This window comes from Brevibacillus sp. BD137 (assembly GCF_041644655.1).
Classification (GTDB): domain Bacteria; phylum Bacillota; class Bacilli; order Brevibacillales; family Brevibacillaceae; genus Brevibacillus; species Brevibacillus brevis_D.
In genome coordinates, this window is record NZ_JAOTNO010000009.1 from 133,020 (window position 1) to 153,383 (window position 20,364).

The 20,364-nt window shown below is 49.8% G+C and carries 15 protein-coding genes; 14 read left to right on the forward strand and 1 reads right to left on the reverse strand.

Annotation, left to right across the window (positions count from 1 at the left end; genetic code table 11):
- The first annotated feature begins 249 nt into the window (after nucleotides 1–249).
- The 7 genes from ODZ53_RS19520 to ODZ53_RS19550 all read left to right on the forward strand — a co-directional run bounded on the left by ODZ53_RS19520 (nucleotide 250) and on the right by ODZ53_RS19550 (nucleotide 11,362).
- Nucleotides 250–1,248: a thiamine pyrophosphate-dependent dehydrogenase E1 component subunit alpha gene (locus tag ODZ53_RS19520; protein WP_015893388.1), complete on the forward strand. Its 999-nt coding sequence runs from the start codon at nucleotides 250–252 to the stop codon at nucleotides 1,246–1,248.
- Nucleotides 1,249–1,276: 28 nt separating this feature from the next.
- Nucleotides 1,277–2,311, forward strand: coding sequence for an alpha-ketoacid dehydrogenase subunit beta (locus tag ODZ53_RS19525; protein ID WP_372679297.1), 1,035 nt, complete (start codon nucleotides 1,277–1,279; stop codon nucleotides 2,309–2,311).
- 34 nt (nucleotides 2,312–2,345) lie between these two features.
- The gene (locus ODZ53_RS19530; protein ID WP_372679299.1) at nucleotides 2,346–3,590 is read left to right on the forward strand and encodes a dihydrolipoamide acetyltransferase family protein; all 1,245 of its coding nucleotides are present in this window, start codon (nucleotides 2,346–2,348) and stop codon (nucleotides 3,588–3,590) included.
- A gap of 13 nt (nucleotides 3,591–3,603) precedes the next feature.
- On the forward strand, nucleotides 3,604–4,983 hold the full coding sequence (lpdA, locus tag ODZ53_RS19535) for a dihydrolipoyl dehydrogenase (protein ID WP_372679301.1): 1,380 nt from the start codon (nucleotides 3,604–3,606) through the stop codon (nucleotides 4,981–4,983).
- Nucleotides 4,984–5,173: 190 nt separating this feature from the next.
- Nucleotides 5,174–7,057, forward strand: coding sequence for a sigma-54-dependent Fis family transcriptional regulator (locus tag ODZ53_RS19540; RefSeq protein WP_372679458.1), 1,884 nt, complete (start codon nucleotides 5,174–5,176; stop codon nucleotides 7,055–7,057).
- A 294-nt stretch (nucleotides 7,058–7,351) separates the two neighbouring features.
- Nucleotides 7,352–9,043, forward strand: coding sequence for a YcdB/YcdC domain-containing protein (locus ODZ53_RS19545; protein WP_372679303.1), 1,692 nt, complete (start codon nucleotides 7,352–7,354; stop codon nucleotides 9,041–9,043).
- A gap of 351 nt (nucleotides 9,044–9,394) precedes the next feature.
- The gene (locus tag ODZ53_RS19550) at nucleotides 9,395–11,362 is read left to right on the forward strand and encodes a M6 family metalloprotease domain-containing protein (RefSeq protein WP_372679305.1); all 1,968 of its coding nucleotides are present in this window, start codon (nucleotides 9,395–9,397) and stop codon (nucleotides 11,360–11,362) included.
- Nucleotides 11,363–11,482: 120 nt separating this feature from the next.
- Here ODZ53_RS19550 and ODZ53_RS19555 read toward each other — a convergent pair whose 3' ends face one another.
- A complete protein-coding gene (locus ODZ53_RS19555; RefSeq protein WP_372679307.1) occupies nucleotides 11,483–12,577 on the reverse strand; it encodes a suppressor of fused domain protein in 1,095 nt (364 codons plus the stop codon).
- A gap of 145 nt (nucleotides 12,578–12,722) precedes the next feature.
- On the opposite strand from ODZ53_RS19555, the gene ODZ53_RS19560 reads away from it, so the two are divergent.
- The 7 genes from ODZ53_RS19560 to ODZ53_RS19590 all read left to right on the forward strand — a co-directional run bounded on the left by ODZ53_RS19560 (nucleotide 12,723) and on the right by ODZ53_RS19590 (nucleotide 20,342).
- The gene (locus tag ODZ53_RS19560) at nucleotides 12,723–13,901 is read left to right on the forward strand and encodes a DUF4272 domain-containing protein (RefSeq protein WP_372679309.1); all 1,179 of its coding nucleotides are present in this window, start codon (nucleotides 12,723–12,725) and stop codon (nucleotides 13,899–13,901) included.
- Nucleotides 13,882–14,610, forward strand: coding sequence for an alpha/beta fold hydrolase (locus ODZ53_RS19565; RefSeq protein WP_372679311.1), 729 nt, complete (start codon nucleotides 13,882–13,884; stop codon nucleotides 14,608–14,610). Before ODZ53_RS19560 ends, ODZ53_RS19565 begins: the two co-directional genes overlap by 20 nt.
- A complete protein-coding gene (locus ODZ53_RS19570) occupies nucleotides 14,607–15,452 on the forward strand; it encodes a DUF2785 domain-containing protein (RefSeq protein ID WP_372679313.1) in 846 nt (281 codons plus the stop codon). The genes ODZ53_RS19565 and ODZ53_RS19570 overlap by 4 nt, the downstream gene beginning before the upstream one ends.
- A gap of 348 nt (nucleotides 15,453–15,800) precedes the next feature.
- A complete protein-coding gene (locus ODZ53_RS19575) occupies nucleotides 15,801–16,373 on the forward strand; it encodes a TetR/AcrR family transcriptional regulator (RefSeq protein ID WP_372679315.1) in 573 nt (190 codons plus the stop codon).
- A gap of 59 nt (nucleotides 16,374–16,432) precedes the next feature.
- Complete coding sequence (locus ODZ53_RS19580; RefSeq protein ID WP_372679317.1) at nucleotides 16,433–18,319, forward strand: alpha/beta fold hydrolase; 1,887 nt, start codon at nucleotides 16,433–16,435, stop codon at nucleotides 18,317–18,319.
- Between the two features lie 231 nt (nucleotides 18,320–18,550).
- Nucleotides 18,551–19,486, forward strand: coding sequence for a nickel ABC transporter permease (nikB, locus tag ODZ53_RS19585; RefSeq protein ID WP_015893375.1), 936 nt, complete (start codon nucleotides 18,551–18,553; stop codon nucleotides 19,484–19,486).
- Nucleotide 19,487: 1 nt separating this feature from the next.
- The gene (locus ODZ53_RS19590) at nucleotides 19,488–20,342 is read left to right on the forward strand and encodes an ABC transporter permease (RefSeq protein WP_372679319.1); all 855 of its coding nucleotides are present in this window, start codon (nucleotides 19,488–19,490) and stop codon (nucleotides 20,340–20,342) included.
- Nucleotides 20,343–20,364: the final 22 nt, after the last annotated feature.

A 20,364-nucleotide genomic window follows, 5' to 3' on the forward strand; every position in this document is an offset into this window, starting at 1 on the left:
TGCAGATGAGGCCTTTCTGGTATAACGCCGGGAGGTTTTTTTGCGTTGCCACACTCCAAAGGCACGCGGTGAGCCAGTGTACAAAAGGAGACAAAACGAGACAGGTGTCCACTTTTGTTTCCCGCCAAAAGGAAAGCGGTTACAAAAAAACGCAATGTGACCTGCTTCGACGGTTGGCATACTTTTTGCGATATCAATTGTGTCAAAGGCCGGACCCCAATAAAACATGTTCGAGGAGGAGACACGCAAATGACGAAAGTGGATCAGCAAGTCAAAGGAATTCCGTTGTCCCGTGAAAAGGCAGCTTGGATGTACCAAAAAATGCTGGAGATCCGGAAGTTCGAGGACAAGGTGCACGACCTGTTCGGCCAAGGGAAAATCCCTGGTTTCGTCCATTTATACGCGGGGGAGGAGGCCATTGCGGTCGGGCTTTGCGCGCACCTGGACGACAGCGACACCATTACCAGCACGCATCGAGGGCACGGACACTGCATCGCAAAGGGGTGCGATCTGAATGGAATGATGGCGGAGATTTACGGCAGAGCCACGGGACTTTGCAAAGGAAAGGGGGGCTCCATGCACATTGCGGATTTGGACAAAGGAATGCTCGGGGCAAACGGCATTGTCGGGGGTGGCTATCCGCTTGCTTGCGGAGCCGCTTTGACAGCCAAGTACAAGCAGACAGGCGCTGTAAGTGTATGTTTCTTTGGAGACGGAGCGAACAACCAGGGTACGTTCCATGAAGGGATCAACCTGGCAGCCATTTGGAAGCTGCCAGCCGTGTTCGTAGCAGAGAACAACGGATATGGGGAAGCCACGCCGTTTTCGTACGCCTCCAGCTGCAAAACCATTGCGGACCGTGCGATCGCTTACAACATTCCCGGCATCCGAGTGGATGGCAAGGATGTGCTGGCCGTTTATCAGGCAGCACAGGAAGCAATCGAGCGTGCCCGTCGGGGAGAGGGGCCGACTCTGATCGAGTGCGTGACGTACCGCAACTACGGCCACTTTGAGGGCGACGCCCAGAAATACAAAAAAGATGAAGAGAAGAAGGCGCATCTGTCGGAAATAGACGCGATCAGAAAATTCCAGAACGATCTGCTCTCTGGAAAGCTGTTTACTGAAAACGAGCTAGGTGAAATCGAAGCAGCTGTTGACAAAGCGGTCGAGGAAGCAGTCGCGTTTTCGGAAAACAGTCCGTACCCGGAGCCGTCCGAACTGTTGACAGACGTATACGTATCGTACTGAAAAAACGATAGCAAAGGGGGAAGGGAACATGACTAAAAAAATAACCATGTCGCAGGCAATCAACGAGGCGATGAAACTCGCGATGCGCAGAGACAAAAACGTGATTTTGATGGGCGAGGACGTAGCTGGCGGGGCACAGGTCGACCATTTGCAGGATGAAGAAGCATGGGGAGGCGTTCTCGGGGTAACGAAAGGCCTCGTTCAGGAGTTCGGCCGAGAGCGGGTGCTGGATACCCCGATTACCGAAGCGGGCTATATCGGGGCGGCGATGGCTGCCGCGACCACTGGTCTTCGCCCGATTGCGGAATTGATGTTCAACGATTTCATCGGAAGCTGCCTGGACCAGGTGTTGAACCAGGGGGCCAAGTTCCGGTACATGTTTGGGGGCAAAGCACAGGTGCCCGTTACGATCCGCACGACACACGGCGCCGGATTCCGGGCGGCGGCACAGCATTCGCAAAGCCTTTATGCTCTGTTCACGGCCATTCCGGGCATTAAAGTGGTGGTTCCGTCCACACCTGCTGACGCGAAAGGGCTGCTGCTGGCATCCATCGAGGACAATGACCCCGTAATCTTCTTTGAGGACAAGACGCTATACAACATGACAGGGGAAGTGCCAGACGGTTATTACACAATTCCGATCGGCAAGGCGGACATCAAGCGTGCAGGTTCGGATTTGACGATCGTCGCGGTCGGTAAACAGGTGCATACAGCCTTGGAGGCGGCGGAGCAGCTCGCCAGGAAAGGAATTGAAACGGAGGTCGTCGATCCGAGGAGCCTGTCGCCGCTCGATGAGGATGCGATCTTGGGGTCCGTTCAAAAGACGAATCGGCTGATTGTCATCGACGAGGCGAATCCACGCTGCAGCATTGCGACCGACATCGCGGCCTTGGTTGCGGATAAAGGCTTCGACAGTCTGGATGCACCGATCAAGCGGATTACAGCACCGCATACCCCGGTTCCGTTCTCGCCTGTACTGGAGGACCTGTATTTACCGACGCCGAAAACGGTGATTCAAGTGGTATCCGAACTGCTTGGCGATAAATCGCTGCTGAGCGTCTGATTCAGAAAGAAAGAAGAAAACGGAGGGAAAACCGATGGCAGTCGAGGTGCTCATGCCGAAGATGGGAATGGCGATGAAAGAGGGAACGGTTTCCCATTGGAACAAACAAGCCGGTGATCTGGTGTCCAAAGGAGAAGTGATCGCTAGCATCAGCTCGGAAAAAATCGAAGCGGACCTGGAAGCACCGGCGAACGGCGTTTTGTTGAAAATAACTGTTTCGGAATGGGAGGGTGTGCCGCCTGGAACGGTCATTGGATATATCGGTCATCCAAACGAGCAAATCGCGGAGGAAACGGCCGCAACGGCGACGTTCGAGACGGCTGCTCTCGAGAAAAAGCTGGAGGAGCCCGTGGCTATGACGGAGTCGGCCACGATTGCGGCAAGTCCGACGAGTGCGAAAGAAGTGAAAATTTCCCCGGTCGCGCGCAAGCTGGCCGAGGCGGCCGGTCTCCCCGTCGAATCTCTCATCGGCACGGGACCGGTGGGCAGGATCACAAAGGAAGACGTAGAAAAGGCGATTGCTGAACGGGAGGCGAAGCAGGCGGTAGCAGCGGAGGATGATCGGCTACCTGCTGTTGCCGTGGAGGAAACGACGGAGCAATTGCCTGTCACGGGCATGCGGAAAGTGATCGCTTCCCGAATGATGGCCAGTTTGCAGGAAAGCGCCCAGCTTACGATCACCACACGGGCCGATGTCACGGATTTGATCGCTTTGCAAAAGAAAATGAACGAAGTCACGCAAAAAGAGCACGAAATCAAGCTGACCGTAACTGATCTCATCGCGAGGGCGACGGTTCTCGCTCTCCAAAGGCACAAGCAAGTAAACAGCGCCTATATCGATGACCGGATTCATCGGTACGGGCACGTCCACCTGGGAATAGCCGTCGCGCTCGAACAAGGGCTGGTCGTTCCAGTCGTTCGGTACGCAGAATCAACATCGGTGCTGGACCTCTCCCGCTGGATCAAAACGCTGGCTGCACAGGCGCGGGAAGGGACGCTCGGCATGGAAGAGATGCAAGGGTCTACCTTCTCCATCACGAACCTTGGGGCATACGGAATTGATTTCTTTACGCCAGTGCTGAATTCGCCGGAGGCAGGCATTCTCGGCGTAGGGGCTGTGCAGGAAACGCCTGTCTTCATCGGTGAGGAAGTACAGCGGCGGAGCATTCTTCCGCTCAGCCTGACGTTCGACCATCGCGTACTGGACGGAGCACCGGCAGCTGAATTTTTGCACACGCTGAGAAAATACCTTGAAGAGCCGTACCGGATGCTCTTGTGAAGGACGTGATGGGATGAGTACGATTGCAGTGATCGGAGGGGGACCTGCGGGCTACGTTGCGGCGATTGTTGCCGCCCAAAAGGGCAAACAGGTCACCCTGATCGAGCAGCGGTTGTTGGGTGGGACCTGTCTGAACGAAGGATGTATGCCAACCAAATCACTCCTGGAGTCCGCCGAGATGGCCGAGAAAGTAAAGCATGCCGGCCGCTTCGGCATTCGCGTGCCCGAACAGGAAGTATCGATTGACTGGCCGGGAGTGCAGAGCTACAAAAACAACATCGTAGAGCAACTCGTCATGGGAATCGGATTTCTCATGAGAAAAAACAAAATCAAGGTGCTTATGGGTAAGGCTCGTTTTGTCAGCCAACGCCAAATAGCGGTAGAGAAGGATCAGGGAGAAGAAATTATTGAAGCCGATAAAATCATCATCGCTTCGGGATCGGAGCCGATGGAGCTACCGTTTGCGCCGTTTGACGGTCGCTGGATCATCCACAGCGGACACGCGATGTCGCTTTCGGCGATTCCCGAGACATTGCTGATTATCGGCGGGGGCGTCATCGGATGCGAGTTTGCTAGCATATACAGTCGCATGGGGTGCGACGTGACAGTGATTGAAATGGCGGATCAGATTCTCCCCGGCGAAGATGCGGATATTGCGGGTGTTCTGCGAGATCAGCTGGAACGAACCGGGGTGAAGATCTTGACCTCCACGTCATTGATATCGGTCGACCAGCAGACGAAAACCGTTCGTTTCAAGAATCCGGATGGTAGCGGGGAAGCCACAGCAGAGATCATGCTGGTTGCTGTCGGAAGGATGCCTCGGACGGTTGAACTGCAACTGGATCGGGCGGGTGTAGCATTCGGCAAGCAAGGGATTTCCGTAAACGGGCATATGCAAACGAACGTGCCACATATTTACGCATGCGGGGATGTTGTCGGGGGCATCCAGCTCGCCCATGTCGCTTTTCATGAGGGAACAATAGCAGCCTTGCATGCATGCGGTCTGGACGCCAAAGCCAATTATCGGGCTGTACCGAGGTGCATCTACACGTCGCCGGAAATCGCTGGTGTCGGCCTCACCGAGAAGCAAGCCAGATCCCAATACGGAGACGTAAGAATCGGAGAATTCCCGTTTTCCGTTAATGGCAAGGCAATCATTCTCGGTGAAGCCATCGGAAAGGTGAAGGTCATCACGGAACCGGAATACAACGAAATACTGGGTGTGTCCATCGTAGGCCCGCGGGCGACGGAGTTGATTGGGCAAGGAACGGTCATGATCCACGGGGAAATGACGGCGGATATGATGGAAACGTTCATTTCTGCCCACCCGACGTTGTCAGAAGCTGTTCACGAAGCTCTGCTGTCTGCCATCGGTCATGCTGTACACGCCTGAAGCATCGACTCAACCAAAAGCCCCCTGTAACCCAGGGGGAATTTTGATTTGCAGTCATTGTAAACGCTGCCATTATTGATTAGAATTTAGACAAAAGGAGACGACCTTGCATACATTCTGGCAGGAGTTACTTCAGGCGAGTTACTGAGGGAGGGAATGTATCTTGTTTGAATTCGCATTAAGTTCGCAGATGTGGAAGCAGTTCGTTCAGGAAGGCGTACTGGATTCTTCACGGATTCACCAATCCATCATCGAATCTTGGTATCGCTCCCGGAACGCCCAAGTCAGCCCGTACTTGGATCGGGGAAGGCACATTCTGAGCGGGGAATCTCTCCGGCACCAACAGCAAAAGAATGCTTTGCTGATGGACGTCGCTGCCCCGTTTCTCGAAAAAATGGATCAAATCGCGAGCGAGATGGGAATGATCGCGCTTTTAATCGATCCAGAAGGCTACGTGCTCTGGATGAAGGGAAGCAAAAGTGTCCGGGAGGTAGCCGAAAAAATACGATTCGTAGAGGGCGTGCGCTGGACGGAAGCCGAGATGGGGACAAATGCAATTGGGACGGCGCTGTCGCTGGGGCAGCCGATTATGGTAACCGGCTCGGAGCACTATTCCATAGCTTCCCATGGTTGGAGCTGTGCTGCCGCTCCAATACGCAACGATGACGGGGAGGTCCTGGGTATCCTCGACGTTTCGTGCCCAGTTGACCGGGCGCATCCATACATGCTGGGGATTGTCACTCAGGCCGCCTATACGCTGGAGAAAGAAGTAAAGCTCCGCTCTCATCACGACGAGATGGAATTGATTCAAGGTTCGATGGAAGTACTGGAAAAGGAACAGCCGCTCATCATTTGCAACCCTCGTCAAAAAGTCGTCGCGGCGAGCAGACTTATTCGTCAGAACATTCCGAACTGGTGCGGAATGCGTACCGAAGAAATATACATGCGCGGGTACCGAAATCGGATGGAAGTGCCGATTTGCTCTGCGGAGCACGGTGGTTTCATCGGAAAATGTATCTACCTTTTGAATGCAGGGGAGCAACAGGTAAGGCAGGTCGTCTATCAGGACAAGGATTCCGCCAAGCCGTTTCGGTTCCGCGGCGAGGCTGGCACAAGCCGTGCATTTCGAAAGACGCTGGAAGAGCTTGGGCGGGTAGCTTCCGCGGACATCAATGTCTTTATCCTAGGCGAGACAGGCACCGGAAAAGAAGTGATCGCCCGTTCGATTCATGAGAACAGCAAGTGGGCAAGCGGGCCGTACGTTGCGGTGAATTGCGGCGCGATCCCGACAGAGCTGCTGGAAAGCGAACTATTCGGTTATGTGGAAGGGGCATTCAGCGGGGCGAAGCGAACCGGAGCGAAGGGGAAATTCCAACTTGCCCACCAAGGAACTATTTTCTTGGACGAAATTGGGGAGATCCCGCACTCCATGCAGGTGGCGCTTCTCCGTGTCTTGCAGGAACGTAAAATAACTCCGCTGGGCGGCAGCCAAGAGATACCCGTCGATTTTCGCGTGATTGCGGCTACGCACCGCAATATCCACCAACTGGTCAAAGAAGGGAAGTTCCGAGAAGACCTTTTTTATCGTCTGTACGTCTATCCCGTGCATGTTCCGGCACTCAGGCAGAGGGCAGAAGACATTCCGCACCTCGTTCACCATTACTGTGAAAAGCATGACTGGGATGCTGTGTTCCCTCCGGAATTCTTTGCCGCGCTGATGGATTACACCTGGCCAGGAAACATTCGCGAGCTTATGAATGTGCTGGATAAATTGCGGATTCTCTCTATGAACAGATGCGACGACCTTTTACATCAGCTGCATTCCTTGCTCCATCAAAGCGCAGAGCTGAGCAAAAGCGTCTCTACCAGCCTTAGCTTTCCTGAACAGAGGACGGAGGAGCACCGGGCTTCTCTATCGTTTCGCGATAAGATAGTGCAGCAGCAAATAGTCGAGGCGCTGCAAAAGACAAACGGGAATGTGTCGAAAGCGGCGAAACTTCTGGGAATCCCCAGAAGTACGTTCTACAAACGAATACATCGGTTTGAAGAAACTGCAAAACCTCCGCGCAGTTGACGGTTTCAGAGAGGAGTACCACAGGATGAGCTTTCCTCTTTTCCAACCAAGAAAACGGAAACGAAGGTACGCGAGCTTTTCAGGGGGTCTGATAGAACGGGACGTTCCGTAAAAATATAGTTTTAGACTACACGTCCTCGCCGATTAACGCGAGGACGTGTTTTTTAATAGAGATAAGGGATTATATAATAAAAATGGAATAATATGTGACGCGAATAATTGCCCTTCCGTCTTACCCTTGGTAAGGTCAAACAGAACTTATCCGCAAATCTGAATACAATTTGGAGGTGCCCAATGAAACTCAATTCATCCATGATGACGGTTATAGCGGCGTGCTTACTTGCCTCTGCACCTGCTTGGACTACCCATCAACCAACAGTACAAGCAGCAAGTGATGTGAAAAAGAAAGAGTCTCAAAAAAATTATTCCCAAGATGTTCAGAATTCTCTGGATAAGCTATTCGAGGTAATTCCCGAGTTGAAAGGGTATCGACTAATTCATAAGCATTATGAGGAAGACGGTTTTCGCCGTTATCCGGCACCGATCTGGAGCTTGCACTTCACCAACAGGCCAAAAACAGATGAAAAAAAAGAGTATGACGCATACTCATCCGTTAGCCTTGAGCTGGATGCACAGACGGGCCGATTGCTCCTCATGGATATCCAAAATCCAGCCTGGGCTTCAGCTGATTATCCCGAAGAAAAGCTTGCCAGAGAGAAGGCTTCCGCTTTTATCGAGGACTTATTCGGTACGGAAGCCAAACAGCTGAAAGCCGCTCAAAAACTTAGCAGGGGAAAAGCAGGATCAGGTGACGGGAAGGGCAACAAGCTGGAATGGGCTCACTCCACTGTGCAATACCACTCTCTCATCAATAACCTCCCTCTGTCCAACAACTCTATCTCCGTATCCGTTGATCATGCTGGCCATATTATTAGCTATGAAGCGTATCGTTTCATCGATCCTAGCAAAGTGAACTGGCCTGATCCGAAAAAAGCGATAACACTTGAGGAAGCAAGCAAAATCTATAAGGACAAGCTTAAGATGGACCTGGTATACGTATGGGAGCAACCGATTTCCTATGCTCAAAATGGAAAACCGGCAGAAAAGAAACCGATGCTTATTTATCAACTGAATACCATTGGTTGGATCGATGCTCTGACCGGCAAAGTCACAGGGGAAGAAACAGAAATGGCAAGGGAGAGTGTTCATGTAAAAGGAGAAGGGAAAAGCATCAAAATAGCTTCCCGCGAACAAGGAGAGAAATGGCTGAAAACACAGTTTGGTATTGATGTTTCAGGTGCGGCCTTTGAATACGATGATCACAAGGACAATCTTTTAGAAGGACTTCAGACAATCGAATCCTATCGGTGGATGAACGATTCAAATAAAGGTACGCCTGCATTTGATATGGTTAGCCTCATTACAGATGAACAGAGTGATCGGCTCATCGACTTCGATCTGAATTTCCCAGACGAACGAAAAACAGAGCAGAAAATCAGTGTAGAGGAAGCGAAGAAAAAAGCGATCGCAGCACTCGTACCTTATCTTGACCCGGCGTTAACGGAGCTAACGCTTATCGTAGAGTCTCCTGAAGAAGATATTCCGGAGTGGGTAGACAAGAACAAGCTGGATAAGGAAGAGGATAAAGTGTATTCATTCACTTTTCACGGAAAACGCAACGGGATCGAAGTGTCTGATGAGTTTTATATGGTGGGTATAGACAAGACGACGGGCACGATTACTGAGTTAAACCTCCACCCACTCAACCCGGGCGTTACCCTTCCAGATTCCAAAAAGATTATAAGTGCAGCAGAAGCAAAAGAAACGATCCAACAAGAAATTGACCTGGAGCTGGTCTACGTGTGGGAGCAGTATGATGGTCAAAGAGCTCCCGAACCGCAACTAGTCTATCAACAGAAATGGAAGAGTGGCTATAGCTTTATCGATGCTTCGACAGGGAAGCTCGTCAAGGTGTCCCGCCAATAAATGATGTAAAAGCCGATTTGCTTTCGTAGCAATATCGGCTTTTTTTAGTACGTCTAGAATCGACCTCGTCTCTAGGGTGAAAGTCCCGAACGGGGGCGCTTTATTAGTTCATGATAAAAAAAAATCCCCGATTTATAGAAAAAGTTAACATGTTACCATAAATTCCCAATAATGTAGGTAAGGGCATTCTGGTAGTTCTGTATAGATGATCTGTCGATTCATTCTACGTATGAATCAGGTCCATTTATCGACGGAATATTCAGCATGCCATTAAAAGGGGGGCGATCTTCATGAATCTATAGGGGAAACCATTCCAACAGGATAACAACTTCTAAATCGGGAGGAACATTTATGCAAAGAGGTTTTAAAGGCCTGTTCACGTCTGTTTTTTCTTTGATTTGTGTTTTGTATTTTCAAACGGATGTTTTTGCCGCACCCGCATACGATGGAGTTGTCAAAATGAAGCAACCGTCTGGTGAATCGTTTCAAGCCGTGATGCATGGAGATGAATGGTTCCATTGGGCGAGCACAAAGGATGGCGATGTACTTTTACAAGATCAGGAGGGATATTGGAATTACGCTGAACTTACATCAGATGATCTGCAATCGACGGGGATAAAATATAAAATTGACGAAAAGCCTTCAGAAGCGGTAAATGAGAAAAATTTGATGGAATGGATAAATGAGTACGACCCTCAAGCAAATAAAAAACAGGAGTTCATGAATGAGCTTCAACAAGAATTTTCGGGATCGCTAGAAAAAAATATCGACGGAAGTATCACGCCAGTTACAGGAGCCCAAAAATTGCTTGTTTTGTTAATTGGATTTACAGATGTTGATATCGCCTATAACGACAACGATTGGAGCAACAAATTCTTTTCTGCAAATCAAAAGTCGGTAAAGAATTACTATAATGAAGTGAGTAATGGAAAAGCACAGATCACCCCAGCATCCGAAATATATGGTACGCACAATGATGGAGTTGTGAAAGTAAGATTAGATTACGCTCATCCGGATACATCGGGAAAAGACATTAGGACGGTTATAACAGATGCACTGGATAAAGCGGATCCTGTGGTGAACTTTGCTAGTTTTGATACAAATAATGATCAAGTCATCGACTCTAAAGATAGCTTCTACATTGTAACTGTTCTTGCTGGTAATGAAGAGGCTAGTGGTGGTGCAGTGCCAAATATTTGGGCACATCAGTGGTATGCTCCCAACACAAATCATGATGGTGTTACAGTATCAGGGATGTATACGACGCAGGGTGAAAAACAATTTGGTCATATGGCAACGATGGGTATCACTGCCCATGAATTGGGTCATTCCTTGGGCCTTCCGGATCTCTATGGTGCCAATAATCATGTAAGTGGTCTAAGTATAATGGCAAATGGAACCTGGAATAATCTCCAAGGGGAGGAACCTGGAACGACACCCACTCATATGGATGCCTGGTCAAAAGCAAAATTAGGATTTGTAACACCAACTGTAGTAAATGCCACTAACAATTTTACGTTACAAGCCATCCCGAATAATTATAATGTTTTAAAGGTTCCTTTAAAGGATAATACGTATTTTTTAGTTGAGAATCGTGAGAAAGTTGGATATGATGCTAGCTTGCAAACAGTTTCTGGAGGCATCGCGGTTTGGCACGTTGATGAATCCATGAGTAATAGCACGAATGACCCGCATCCTTTCATTGACATAGAGCAATCCGTGAGTGAATACCAAGACCCATTCTATTACACGAATAATAACCATGCTGCTACTTTTAGTCCAGACACCAATCCGAACAGCAATACCTACACGGGAGAAAAATCGGGAGTAACCATTACGACGACAAGCACAAGTAATGCTGCCATGAATGTGGCAGTCACTACAGGAGAAGCCAGTTTGATTCCGAAAACGAATTGGACGCTAAAATATGTAGACAGCGATGAATTGTACAATGAAGCCCCGAAAGCCTTTGATGGAAACAACAGCACGTTTTGGCACACGAAATGGAGCCCCGTAGCTCCAATGCCGCACGAGATTCAAATTGACTTGGGTGCAACGTATAGTATTTCCAAATTTAGTTACCTGCCCAGACAAGATGGTCAAGTTAACGGAACGATCAAGAACTATGAGTTCTACGTCAGCAGTGATGGAGTGAATTGGGGAACAGCTGTAGCTACAGGTACCTTTGCAAATGATACTACGTTGAAAGAAACCAGCTTTGCAGCCAAGACAGGTCGCTATATTAAACTGCGTGCCTTAAGTGAGGTAAACAATAACCCATGGACAAGTGCGGCTGAACTCAATGTATTTGGGCAATAATGTATGGTAAAGGGTAGCTATTGCAATCATTGATACGCTACTCGAAAAGGTTATCATCTGCTGAGAGCTTCGCTCGGCATTTGATAACCTTTTTATTCCGCTAGAAACTGTTTTCTAACTTCATGCTTCCTTCCTAAATTTCGCAACCCCATTAAAAATCCAGCTTGCACCATCTCCCGCAGAGTGCTGAAGCAATTGCTCAGACCCATGCATTTCTGCATACTGCTGTTCCTCCGCGGTAATTGGGATCATCCATAATAGATTCACAGGATCACCCGCCATGAGCGGAAGTGGAATGCGCGGGGCATCCTCAGGTTTTGCGAGCAGCATAGAGGAGAAGCGGCTATTGATCTGACTGATTTCCTGGCACGGAATGGTGTGACCCTGTGCGAGGAAGGTCATATACGACCACGGTAGAGAGGTTTGGCCGCTGACGTAGGCCAGCAAATGCTGTTCGTTTTGGGCGAGCCATTTGGTTTCGCAGGCAAAGGCCAGTTCGAATCGGCGTAATTGCTCTGGCTCTTCTGTAAACTGCTCGACTTTTGGCTGACGTAAAATGGATACGCCGAGGGTTATCGCAAAGGTAACGTCCCCTTTTTCGATGGTCACCAATGCTTTCGGGGGCCAGTGTCCGCCATCAATGCCGTAATACTGTTTAACTGGGCCGAGAGTCGAGGTAATCGCGTCCATGAACTGCTGCTGGATGTCAGGCCAAGGGTTGCCGTCCCAGCTCGCCCAAAAATGCTGGGCAGCCTCGATGCGAGCATACATGGCGTTCGTTTCTGGTGTTCCTAGCGGAAAGCATAAATCAGATTCTCCGGTGCAATCTCGCGCATACGAAGGATAGTGCGAGCCGTCCGGGGAAGGACCAGCCCAGCCGGGAATTACACACAGCACCTCATCCTCATACAAAAGTGCCGCTGCATCGCCTTCCTCCAGCCAAACGATTGAGAGCTGCTCCGGGTCCAGCCTCTCTGCTCCATCCGGATGAGCGCAGCAATCGCGTGGAAGCATGGGAGCTTGACCATCCTCCATGGCAGCGAAATCAATCGAGTCCGGTGCAGGTCCGTAATTTCTTACCCAACAAGAGCGAATGCTGGCATGCTCCTCACCGGGATAATCCCACAAATAAAAAAAGACGCCGTTCTCATCCTCTTCTACAAAAGCTTGAATCGGACAAATGGGGGAAAACTCCTCTACTAGGATGTTTTTCAAAGGTTTCACCTTCAATCGTCGTGATAGATTTGCCGATAACTAAAAAGATTTGTGCTTGATTAAACAGGGTTAGGATACCATAATTGACTATTGATTACAAAATTCAGCACTTTAGAAATGTTTGCCCAGCAAAGGAGGTTGCCAGATGAATCAATGCACCATCTATGTCTCCATCCAACAATGCGAGAAAGTTGTCGCTGCCATTGTCGAGGCTTTTCGTGATCAATTGGTAGAGGTATCCGCAGACGAGCGGGCCGTGACCGTGACCGATAAAAAATGGTTTAGCAAGAGCAAGATTACTTTCAATCTTATGCGCGAGGACGATGACCAAGAAGAGTTTCTCCAGATGAAAAAAGGGATGTACGGCTACTTCGCACAGATTGAAACGACCCACGAGAAGGTCCAGCAAAAGCTGTTGTACCAAATTACAGCGCTCAATGTGGCGGTAGGAATCGTGGCGAGTAAGGAGATCGATCAGAAGACATTTGCGTCCATTATGGAGATCGCCGAAGAAGTACACGGGATCGTCTTTCTCCCTACTGGAGACATGCTCGATAAACAAGGAAGGCTGATTCTCAATACGGCAGGAGAATCCGAAGTGGACGATTTTCTAGTGACGGTCAGTGTAGACCTGATCGATGGACATATTCAGCCCTCCGAGTCAGGCGAAGCGCGCAAGGAGCGGAGCATCAAGCTATTGCAGGAGCAAGATATCCCGTACATCCCGCATCTTCCTGTCATCGTAGGGGATGAGGATGCTGTCATCAGGAGTAAGGATGAGATGGTTCAGCGAGCGATTGCCCTGTGTCTGATTGCGGTATATGCCGGAGGGATTGCCGAAAACGGACAAATCAAGGAAGAGCGGGAGTTTATCGAGGGAATTATTGAGCAGTTTGGCGCTACTGAATTTTTTACGGAAAAAGAGAGAGACTTCTTGAATGATCCACAGCCAGACCGAACCGATATGATTCAGATGGTTTGGATGTACGAATGCTACTGGGTACTGCTGTGGGCACTCGGCTATGTGGAAGAGCTCCATTTCCCAGATGAGATTTGTGATGTGAACTCCGCGATTGACGCCCTCAGAAGCGCAGGTGACTATGATACTTTCTATAGCAATGCGGTCGTGAGAAGCAAACAAGAGATTCTAGACCAAGCAGATTTAATCTACCGCTATGACTGGGCGTGTGTGGATGCGCGCATCAACAATCGTGTGGTTGCGGGTGGTTTGAATGACGAAGTAGTTGTGGAAAGACACCGAGCATTGAATTGGCTGGTTCGTTACATGGAGGATGACTGGGATCATGTCTCGACGGATACATAGGCTGTATTCGCGAAAAAGTGGGACACCTAGTGTAATCTTCCTAGCAGGAATGGGCGATAGCGGGGAGACATGGAAGATCGTTCAAGACCGCATCTCGCAGGAAGCGTCTACCTTATCCTATGATCGGGCGGGGATTGGCAGGAGTCCAGCGGCCGCGGTCGTCCCAAGGACTTGCCGGGATCTGGTTGAGGAGCTGTATGACTTGCTGCAAGAGATAAAGGTGGAGACGCCTTGTATTTTGATCGGACATTCTTTTGGCGGTTTGGTTGCTAGATTGTTTGCGAACCTGTATCCGCAGCTTGTTTCGGGGCTGGTTTTGGTGGACGCTGTTCCCGAATATAAGGAGCTCGCCTATGAAAAGGTTTTACCTGACAACCTGATCGCAGCCAATCGAGAATATTACGAGAATCCGATGCGAAACAGCGAGAAGATCGATAAAATAGGGAGCTATCAAGAGATTGTTGACTCTTTTCGGCAAAGCGACATACCTGTCACGATTATTACGAGAGGCTTGCCGGACGTGTGGGACGAGGAATGGCCGAACGAGGAAATCTTAGCAATCGATCAACGTCTGCAGGCCGATTTCAAGCGGCTTTCAACCTCAAGCAAGCAAAGAATAGCTACTCGCAGCGGGCATTATATTCATCACGATGAACCGGAAATGGTGGTGGAGGAAATTTTGATTATGGTAAGGGGGATGAACAAGTGAGCGATACAAGAACCCAGCTTGTGCTGGATCTGCAAAGATTGGAGCAGGAACAATATCAGCTGCGTCAAGGGGAACAATTGGAGGATTTCGTCTCACGATTGTTGCAATACATTGGGGACCCCGACCCGGAATTGCGGGATAATCTCATCTACCCGGCATTTTATTATTGGATTCTCGACGAGGACAAGCTGACGGAGGCGCAATTGCGCAGCCTTCTGCGAGAACTGACCGACGAAAAGCATTTGTTCTATCAGATCGGCAGCGAGGGTGATCCATCTGTATTTACGAGGACATTCTCTTCGTTGCCGATTGCATTGATTTTGCGCCGTCACAGACAGAAGCCCTTTTTGGAGCTTGCCGATTTCCAGCACGTCAAAAATGCCATGCTCCGCTATTTTCAAGAGGAACAGGATTTGCGTGGCTATTTGTCCGAGGGGGGCTGGGCTCACAGTACCGCTCACGGAGCAGACGTATTCGTAGAGCTAGTGCAGTGCCCAGAGAGTGATGAAGCCGTACAGCGAGACGTTCTTCAAGCGATCCAGGGCGTGCTACATAACGGAAAGCACATTTTCAATGACGAAGAGGACGAACGTCTCGCGAGCATCGTAGATACCATGATAGACAAAGGCTTGCTTCCAGAACAGGAACTTGCTGACTGGATCAATGGTCTAGCAAGCTGTGCAGAACTGCCGAAAAGTCATACTCAGGTTATCGCTAGAGTGAACAGCAAAAACTTTTTGCGTTGCCTGTATCTCAGAAGGGCACGAGATAGCCGGGAAAATGAACTTGCGGCAGCTATGCTTGCTGCCGTAACGAAATGTAACAGGTTTGCGATTAGTTAATGAATGAAGGTTGATACCGTATTAGACGGCATCAACCTTTTCTTTTTTATACGAGGTTTTAAAAGGTAGCGATTGAACCAACAAAGCTGGCAAGAAGAAAAAGCGCAGGGCTCGCAGACCTTGACAACGCCTACCCAGTCGGAACTTCAAAAAGGGGACCACGCTTGTCGAACACTTCTTCTTCGAGAACCTTCCGCCCGTAGGGTGGCTTTGGCTCGACGGTCTCCTTTTTGAAGTGGAGACGGACAGTCAATCTTCCTTGCCGGCGTGTCAGAGTCGAAGAGAACTGCGCTTTTTCTTCTCCTCCACTGATTGACAATCACCAACTAGTACTATATAGTCCTAATTATGAAACGATCCTCAAACCGTGACCATGTCATCGCCACTGCATCTAATTTGTTTTTGCAAAAAGGACTCATGAATACCAGCATGGATGACGTCGTAGCACAGAGCAAAGTCTCCAAGTCCAACATTTACTACCACTTCAAAAGCAAGGAGGAGCTCGTCGTAGCTGTACTCGGCTACAGAATCAACGTCCTGAGAGGAGCACTGGAAGCCATCTTGCAACGGACAGACCTGTCTGTTTCCGCACGGGTAGGGCTGATTTTTACCACCATCGCAGAAGAACTGGAGGGCCGCTCCTGTGTAGGAGGCTGTCCGATCCTTTCCTTGCTGTCGGCACAAATACCAGAGGTCAAAGCGCGAATCAACGAGTTCCTGATCGAATGGCAGAACCTAGCGGAAAAGCTGCTCGTGGAGGGAATCGCCCGTGGAGAATTCAAGGAAAATATCTCGATTCAGCAAACGGCAGTCTTGTTCGTGACCATTATGGAGGGAGCGATGCTCATGGCTGAATCGCAGGGTCATGCACAGGTACTCGTAGGCGCAGGTCAGACACTTCTACACTTGATTCAAGTGTAGGATTTTTTTGAAGTGAATTAGTACTGACTAGTTCTATAAATATAAAGGAGGCAGAAACAATGGCTGTCGTTTTTGTAACAGGCGCGACTGGATTTATCGGCAAGGAGGTAACAAAACAACTGGCACGAACTGGTCATACCGTGCTGGCGCTAGTTCGTTCTCCTGAGAAGTGGGATGAATTGCTGATGCAGATGACACCTACAGAGAGGTCTAATTGCAAGGCCGTGCGGGGTGATTTGCGAAAGGAGGGCTTGGGATTATCAGCGAGCGATTACGAGCAGGTATTGCGCGCAACTACTATCATCCATGCAGGTGCCCCGATGGATATTTCGCTGGATGAAACGGTGGCGAGGGAATTGATTTTACAAGGAGCAAGTCACCTTGCAGCACTAGCGAACGAATTGCATAAACAACAGCGTCTACAAAAGCTGATTCATATCGTTGGCTACATGAGTCCGTTTGACGATGAGAGTGGAAAGCTGGCGACAGATGTTTTTGCGCCAACCGATTTTTATCGAGAGGCAGGGGGCTACGAGAAATACAAGTTTCTGGCAGATCTATACCTCAGACAAGAGGCGTACCAAAAAGGAATGCCGCTGGTCGTGGTAAATCCGTGTACGATCATAGGCCCGCGAAGCACCGGGAACACAGAACAAACAGATGGATTCGGGCTCGTGATCAGCTCCATGCGGCGTGGTAAGATCCCTGTTCTTCCCGGTGGTAAGGAGTGGTGGCTGCCCTTGCTTTCCGTCGACGATTTTGCCCAGGTCATTGTGGGGATTGTAGAGACAAATCACATCGAGCATCAAACGTATTACGCCTTAAATGAGCGGAGTGCCACGCCAGCTTTTTCAGAGCTGATTTCGTTGATGGCTAAAGAATTACGGATGAAGCCACCAACCATTCCTTTCCCGGTATCGGTCTTGAAAAAAATTCTCCATAACGGCGGCAGCCGCTTGCTCGGGGTACCTGCCAATTCGATGGATTTTCTCGTAAAGAAAGACTTCCCGCTCGCTCCCTTTCAGCAAATGAAAGCGAAAAAAAGCATCGATGCATACGACGTAGCGGCGTATCTTCCCAGTGTGATTGCCGATCTCGACTACCGTTTGTCGGTCAAGGATCAGAAAGTACCTCCTTGCTTTCACCGAGAGCAAATCGCAGGCATGGCCGCGTACAAGAAAGAAGGCTCGGGTACTCCGTGGCTGCTCGTGCACGGGCTTTTCAGTGAGATGAGCGATTTACTCCCGCTCGCTGAACAGCTGGGTGAACAGGAAGTATGGTTACTGGATTTGCCCGGATTTGGCAGATCGCCCTATCACCATCACGAAAAACCGCTCGAGGGCTTTATCGAGGCAGTGGCCGAGGCATTGCGACAGCTGCCATCTCCGGTTCATCTTGCAGGACATTCATTTGGCGGGTTTTTGGCATGGGAGGCAGCAAAGCGAGTACCGGAAAAAATCGAGAAGCTATACCTTTTGCAGCCACCCCTGCATGCCCCGAAGTATTCTCGGCTGCAGGCGGGATTGGGGAAGAGTCCAGCCCTCCTTCAGCTTTTTTTGCAAAAGCAGTTAACGTCAGCCAAATTGGAAAAAGCAATGCTTGAGCAAGGGGTATTTCAGTCTACGTATGAAATGCCAAAAGGCTATGTAGAAAAGGCAGGGAAGCTCCTGCAATCCCCGCGCATCAGCAAGACGCATACAGACGTGCTGCGCTACTTTATGAACGAATTCCGGCAAATGGCGGTAGCGACACAGCCTCTCCCTTTTCCAGCCCAGATCGTATGGGGAACTCAGGATAAAACGTATCAGCTGACAAAAGGAGCAGAGGATGCATTCAGGAAAGCGAATGTAGAGATTGAAAGGCTCTCCGTTGCTCATCATTTTCCCCTCAGTCATCCACAGCTAACGGCAAACGTATTGCTACAGATGAGGCACGGCAAGGAATGACGACGGAACGATTCTTCAGAAGGGCATGGTAGAAAGGGACCATGCTCTTTTTGAATGGGGCGAGAAAAAACAAGTTGAACTTTCTGTGAATTTGGAATAGACTATTTTTAACTAATAACGACACTATAACGACAAGTGACGTTAGTGGAGAAAGAGGGAGGAGAGCAAAGTGCAGGAGCGCAACAAGAAGAAGCTAGTTCATACCGTTTCTCACATCTGGGTGAAGACCTCATGAAGCAGTATATTGTGAAGCGCCTATTGTCGGGCATCATTGTCCTGTTTGGACTCTCCGTTTTTACGTTTTTGCTCATTCATCTCATCCCCGGAGACCCTGTGCGGATCATGCTGGGGCAGCGGGCGACTGTAGAACAAATCGAGTCGCTTCGAGGAGAGCTGGGCTTGAACAAGCCTTTGGTAGTCCAGTATCTCGACTATGCTTCTGGCGTTTTAAAAGGAGATCTCGGCACTTCCCTGAAAACGGGTCGACCTGTCAGCACAGAAATTGCTGATCGCTTTCCAGCGACAGCAAAAATGGCAGTAGCCAGCCTCGTAGTGGCAGTTGTGATCGGTATCGGGCTGGGTGTCCTAGCGGCAAAATACAAGGATACACCCATCGACGGAGCGATTATGACCTTTTCCACCTTTGGGATGTCCATACCCGGCTTTTGGTTAGGTTTACTCGTCATCCTTGTATTCTCCGTCCATTTGGGCTGGTTTCCGATTGCGGGAGGAACGGGGTTAAAAGACATGGTTCTTCCAGCGTTTACTCTGGGGACATTGACGGCGACGGCACTCAGCCGACTCACCCGTGCTGGCATGGTAGAGGTTTTGTCCAATGATTATATTCGAACAGCACGTGCGAAAGGGATGAATGAGCGAGTTGTGCTGCTGCGGCACGCTTTTCGCAATGTGATGATTCCAATTGTGGCTGTCATTGGCTTGGAACTCGCTGGCTTGCTTGGTGGGGCTGTGATTATCGAGCAGGTTTTTGGCTGGCCGGGAGTGGGGACTTTGGCGATTCAAGCAATTAGCTCGCGGGATTTTCCGATGATTCAAGGAACGACGCTGTTTATCGGAGCGGTGTATGTCCTCGTAGTCATTTTGATTGATGTCCTGTACGCGGTTCTCGATCCTCGCATTGATTACGCCGCGAAGGAGGGGGTATAGCATGTTCTGGAGCAGACAATGGTCCATGCCTCGTTTCGAATTATTTGAGAAGATCATGCAGCAAAAGAAAGCGAAATACAGCTTCCTGATGATGCTCTGCATTGTTTTGCTTGGAATCATCGGGCCGTGGATTGCTCCGCATGATCCTACGAAAACGTACTACGAAGCATTTATGCAAGGACCGTCGAAAGACTTTTGGCTAGGGACAGATGCGATTGGCCGCGATATTTTTTCCCGGATGCTGTACGGAACACGAGTGACAATGACCGTAGCTGTGCTGGCGTCTGTCATGACGTTTGTAGCAGGAACGCTGATTGGTGTGACATGCGCTTACCTCGGAGGAATTGTTGACAATGTGATCATGAGAATCATGGACATCATGCTGGCGTTGCCCGGCATTGTGCTGGCTCTAGCCATTGTCGCTGTACTCGGACCGAGTCAGGAAAATGCGATGATCGCGATCGGAATATCATCGATCCCGGCCTTTTCGATTCTGATCCGTGGTGCGGCACTCTCGATCAAGCAATCGGGTTATGTGGAAGCAAGTCGCTCCATCGGCAGCTCGAATTGGTGGATCATTACGCGCCAGTTCATTCCGAACATCTCGAACGTACTGATCGTCTATACGACCATGTTTATAGGTAGTGCCATTTTGGGGACCTCGGCACTGGGCTTTATCGGTTTGGGTGCGCAGCCTCCTACACCAGAGTGGGGAACGATGCTGAATGAAGGGAAAAATTACTTGCGAGAAGCTTGGTGGCTCGCTACTTTTCCCGGTCTTGCAATTACGGCAGTCGTTTTTACGGTGTATTTGCTGGGGGATGCCTTGCGCGATGTCTTTGATCCCAAATCATAGTTGACGAGCTTCCGTTCCGGAA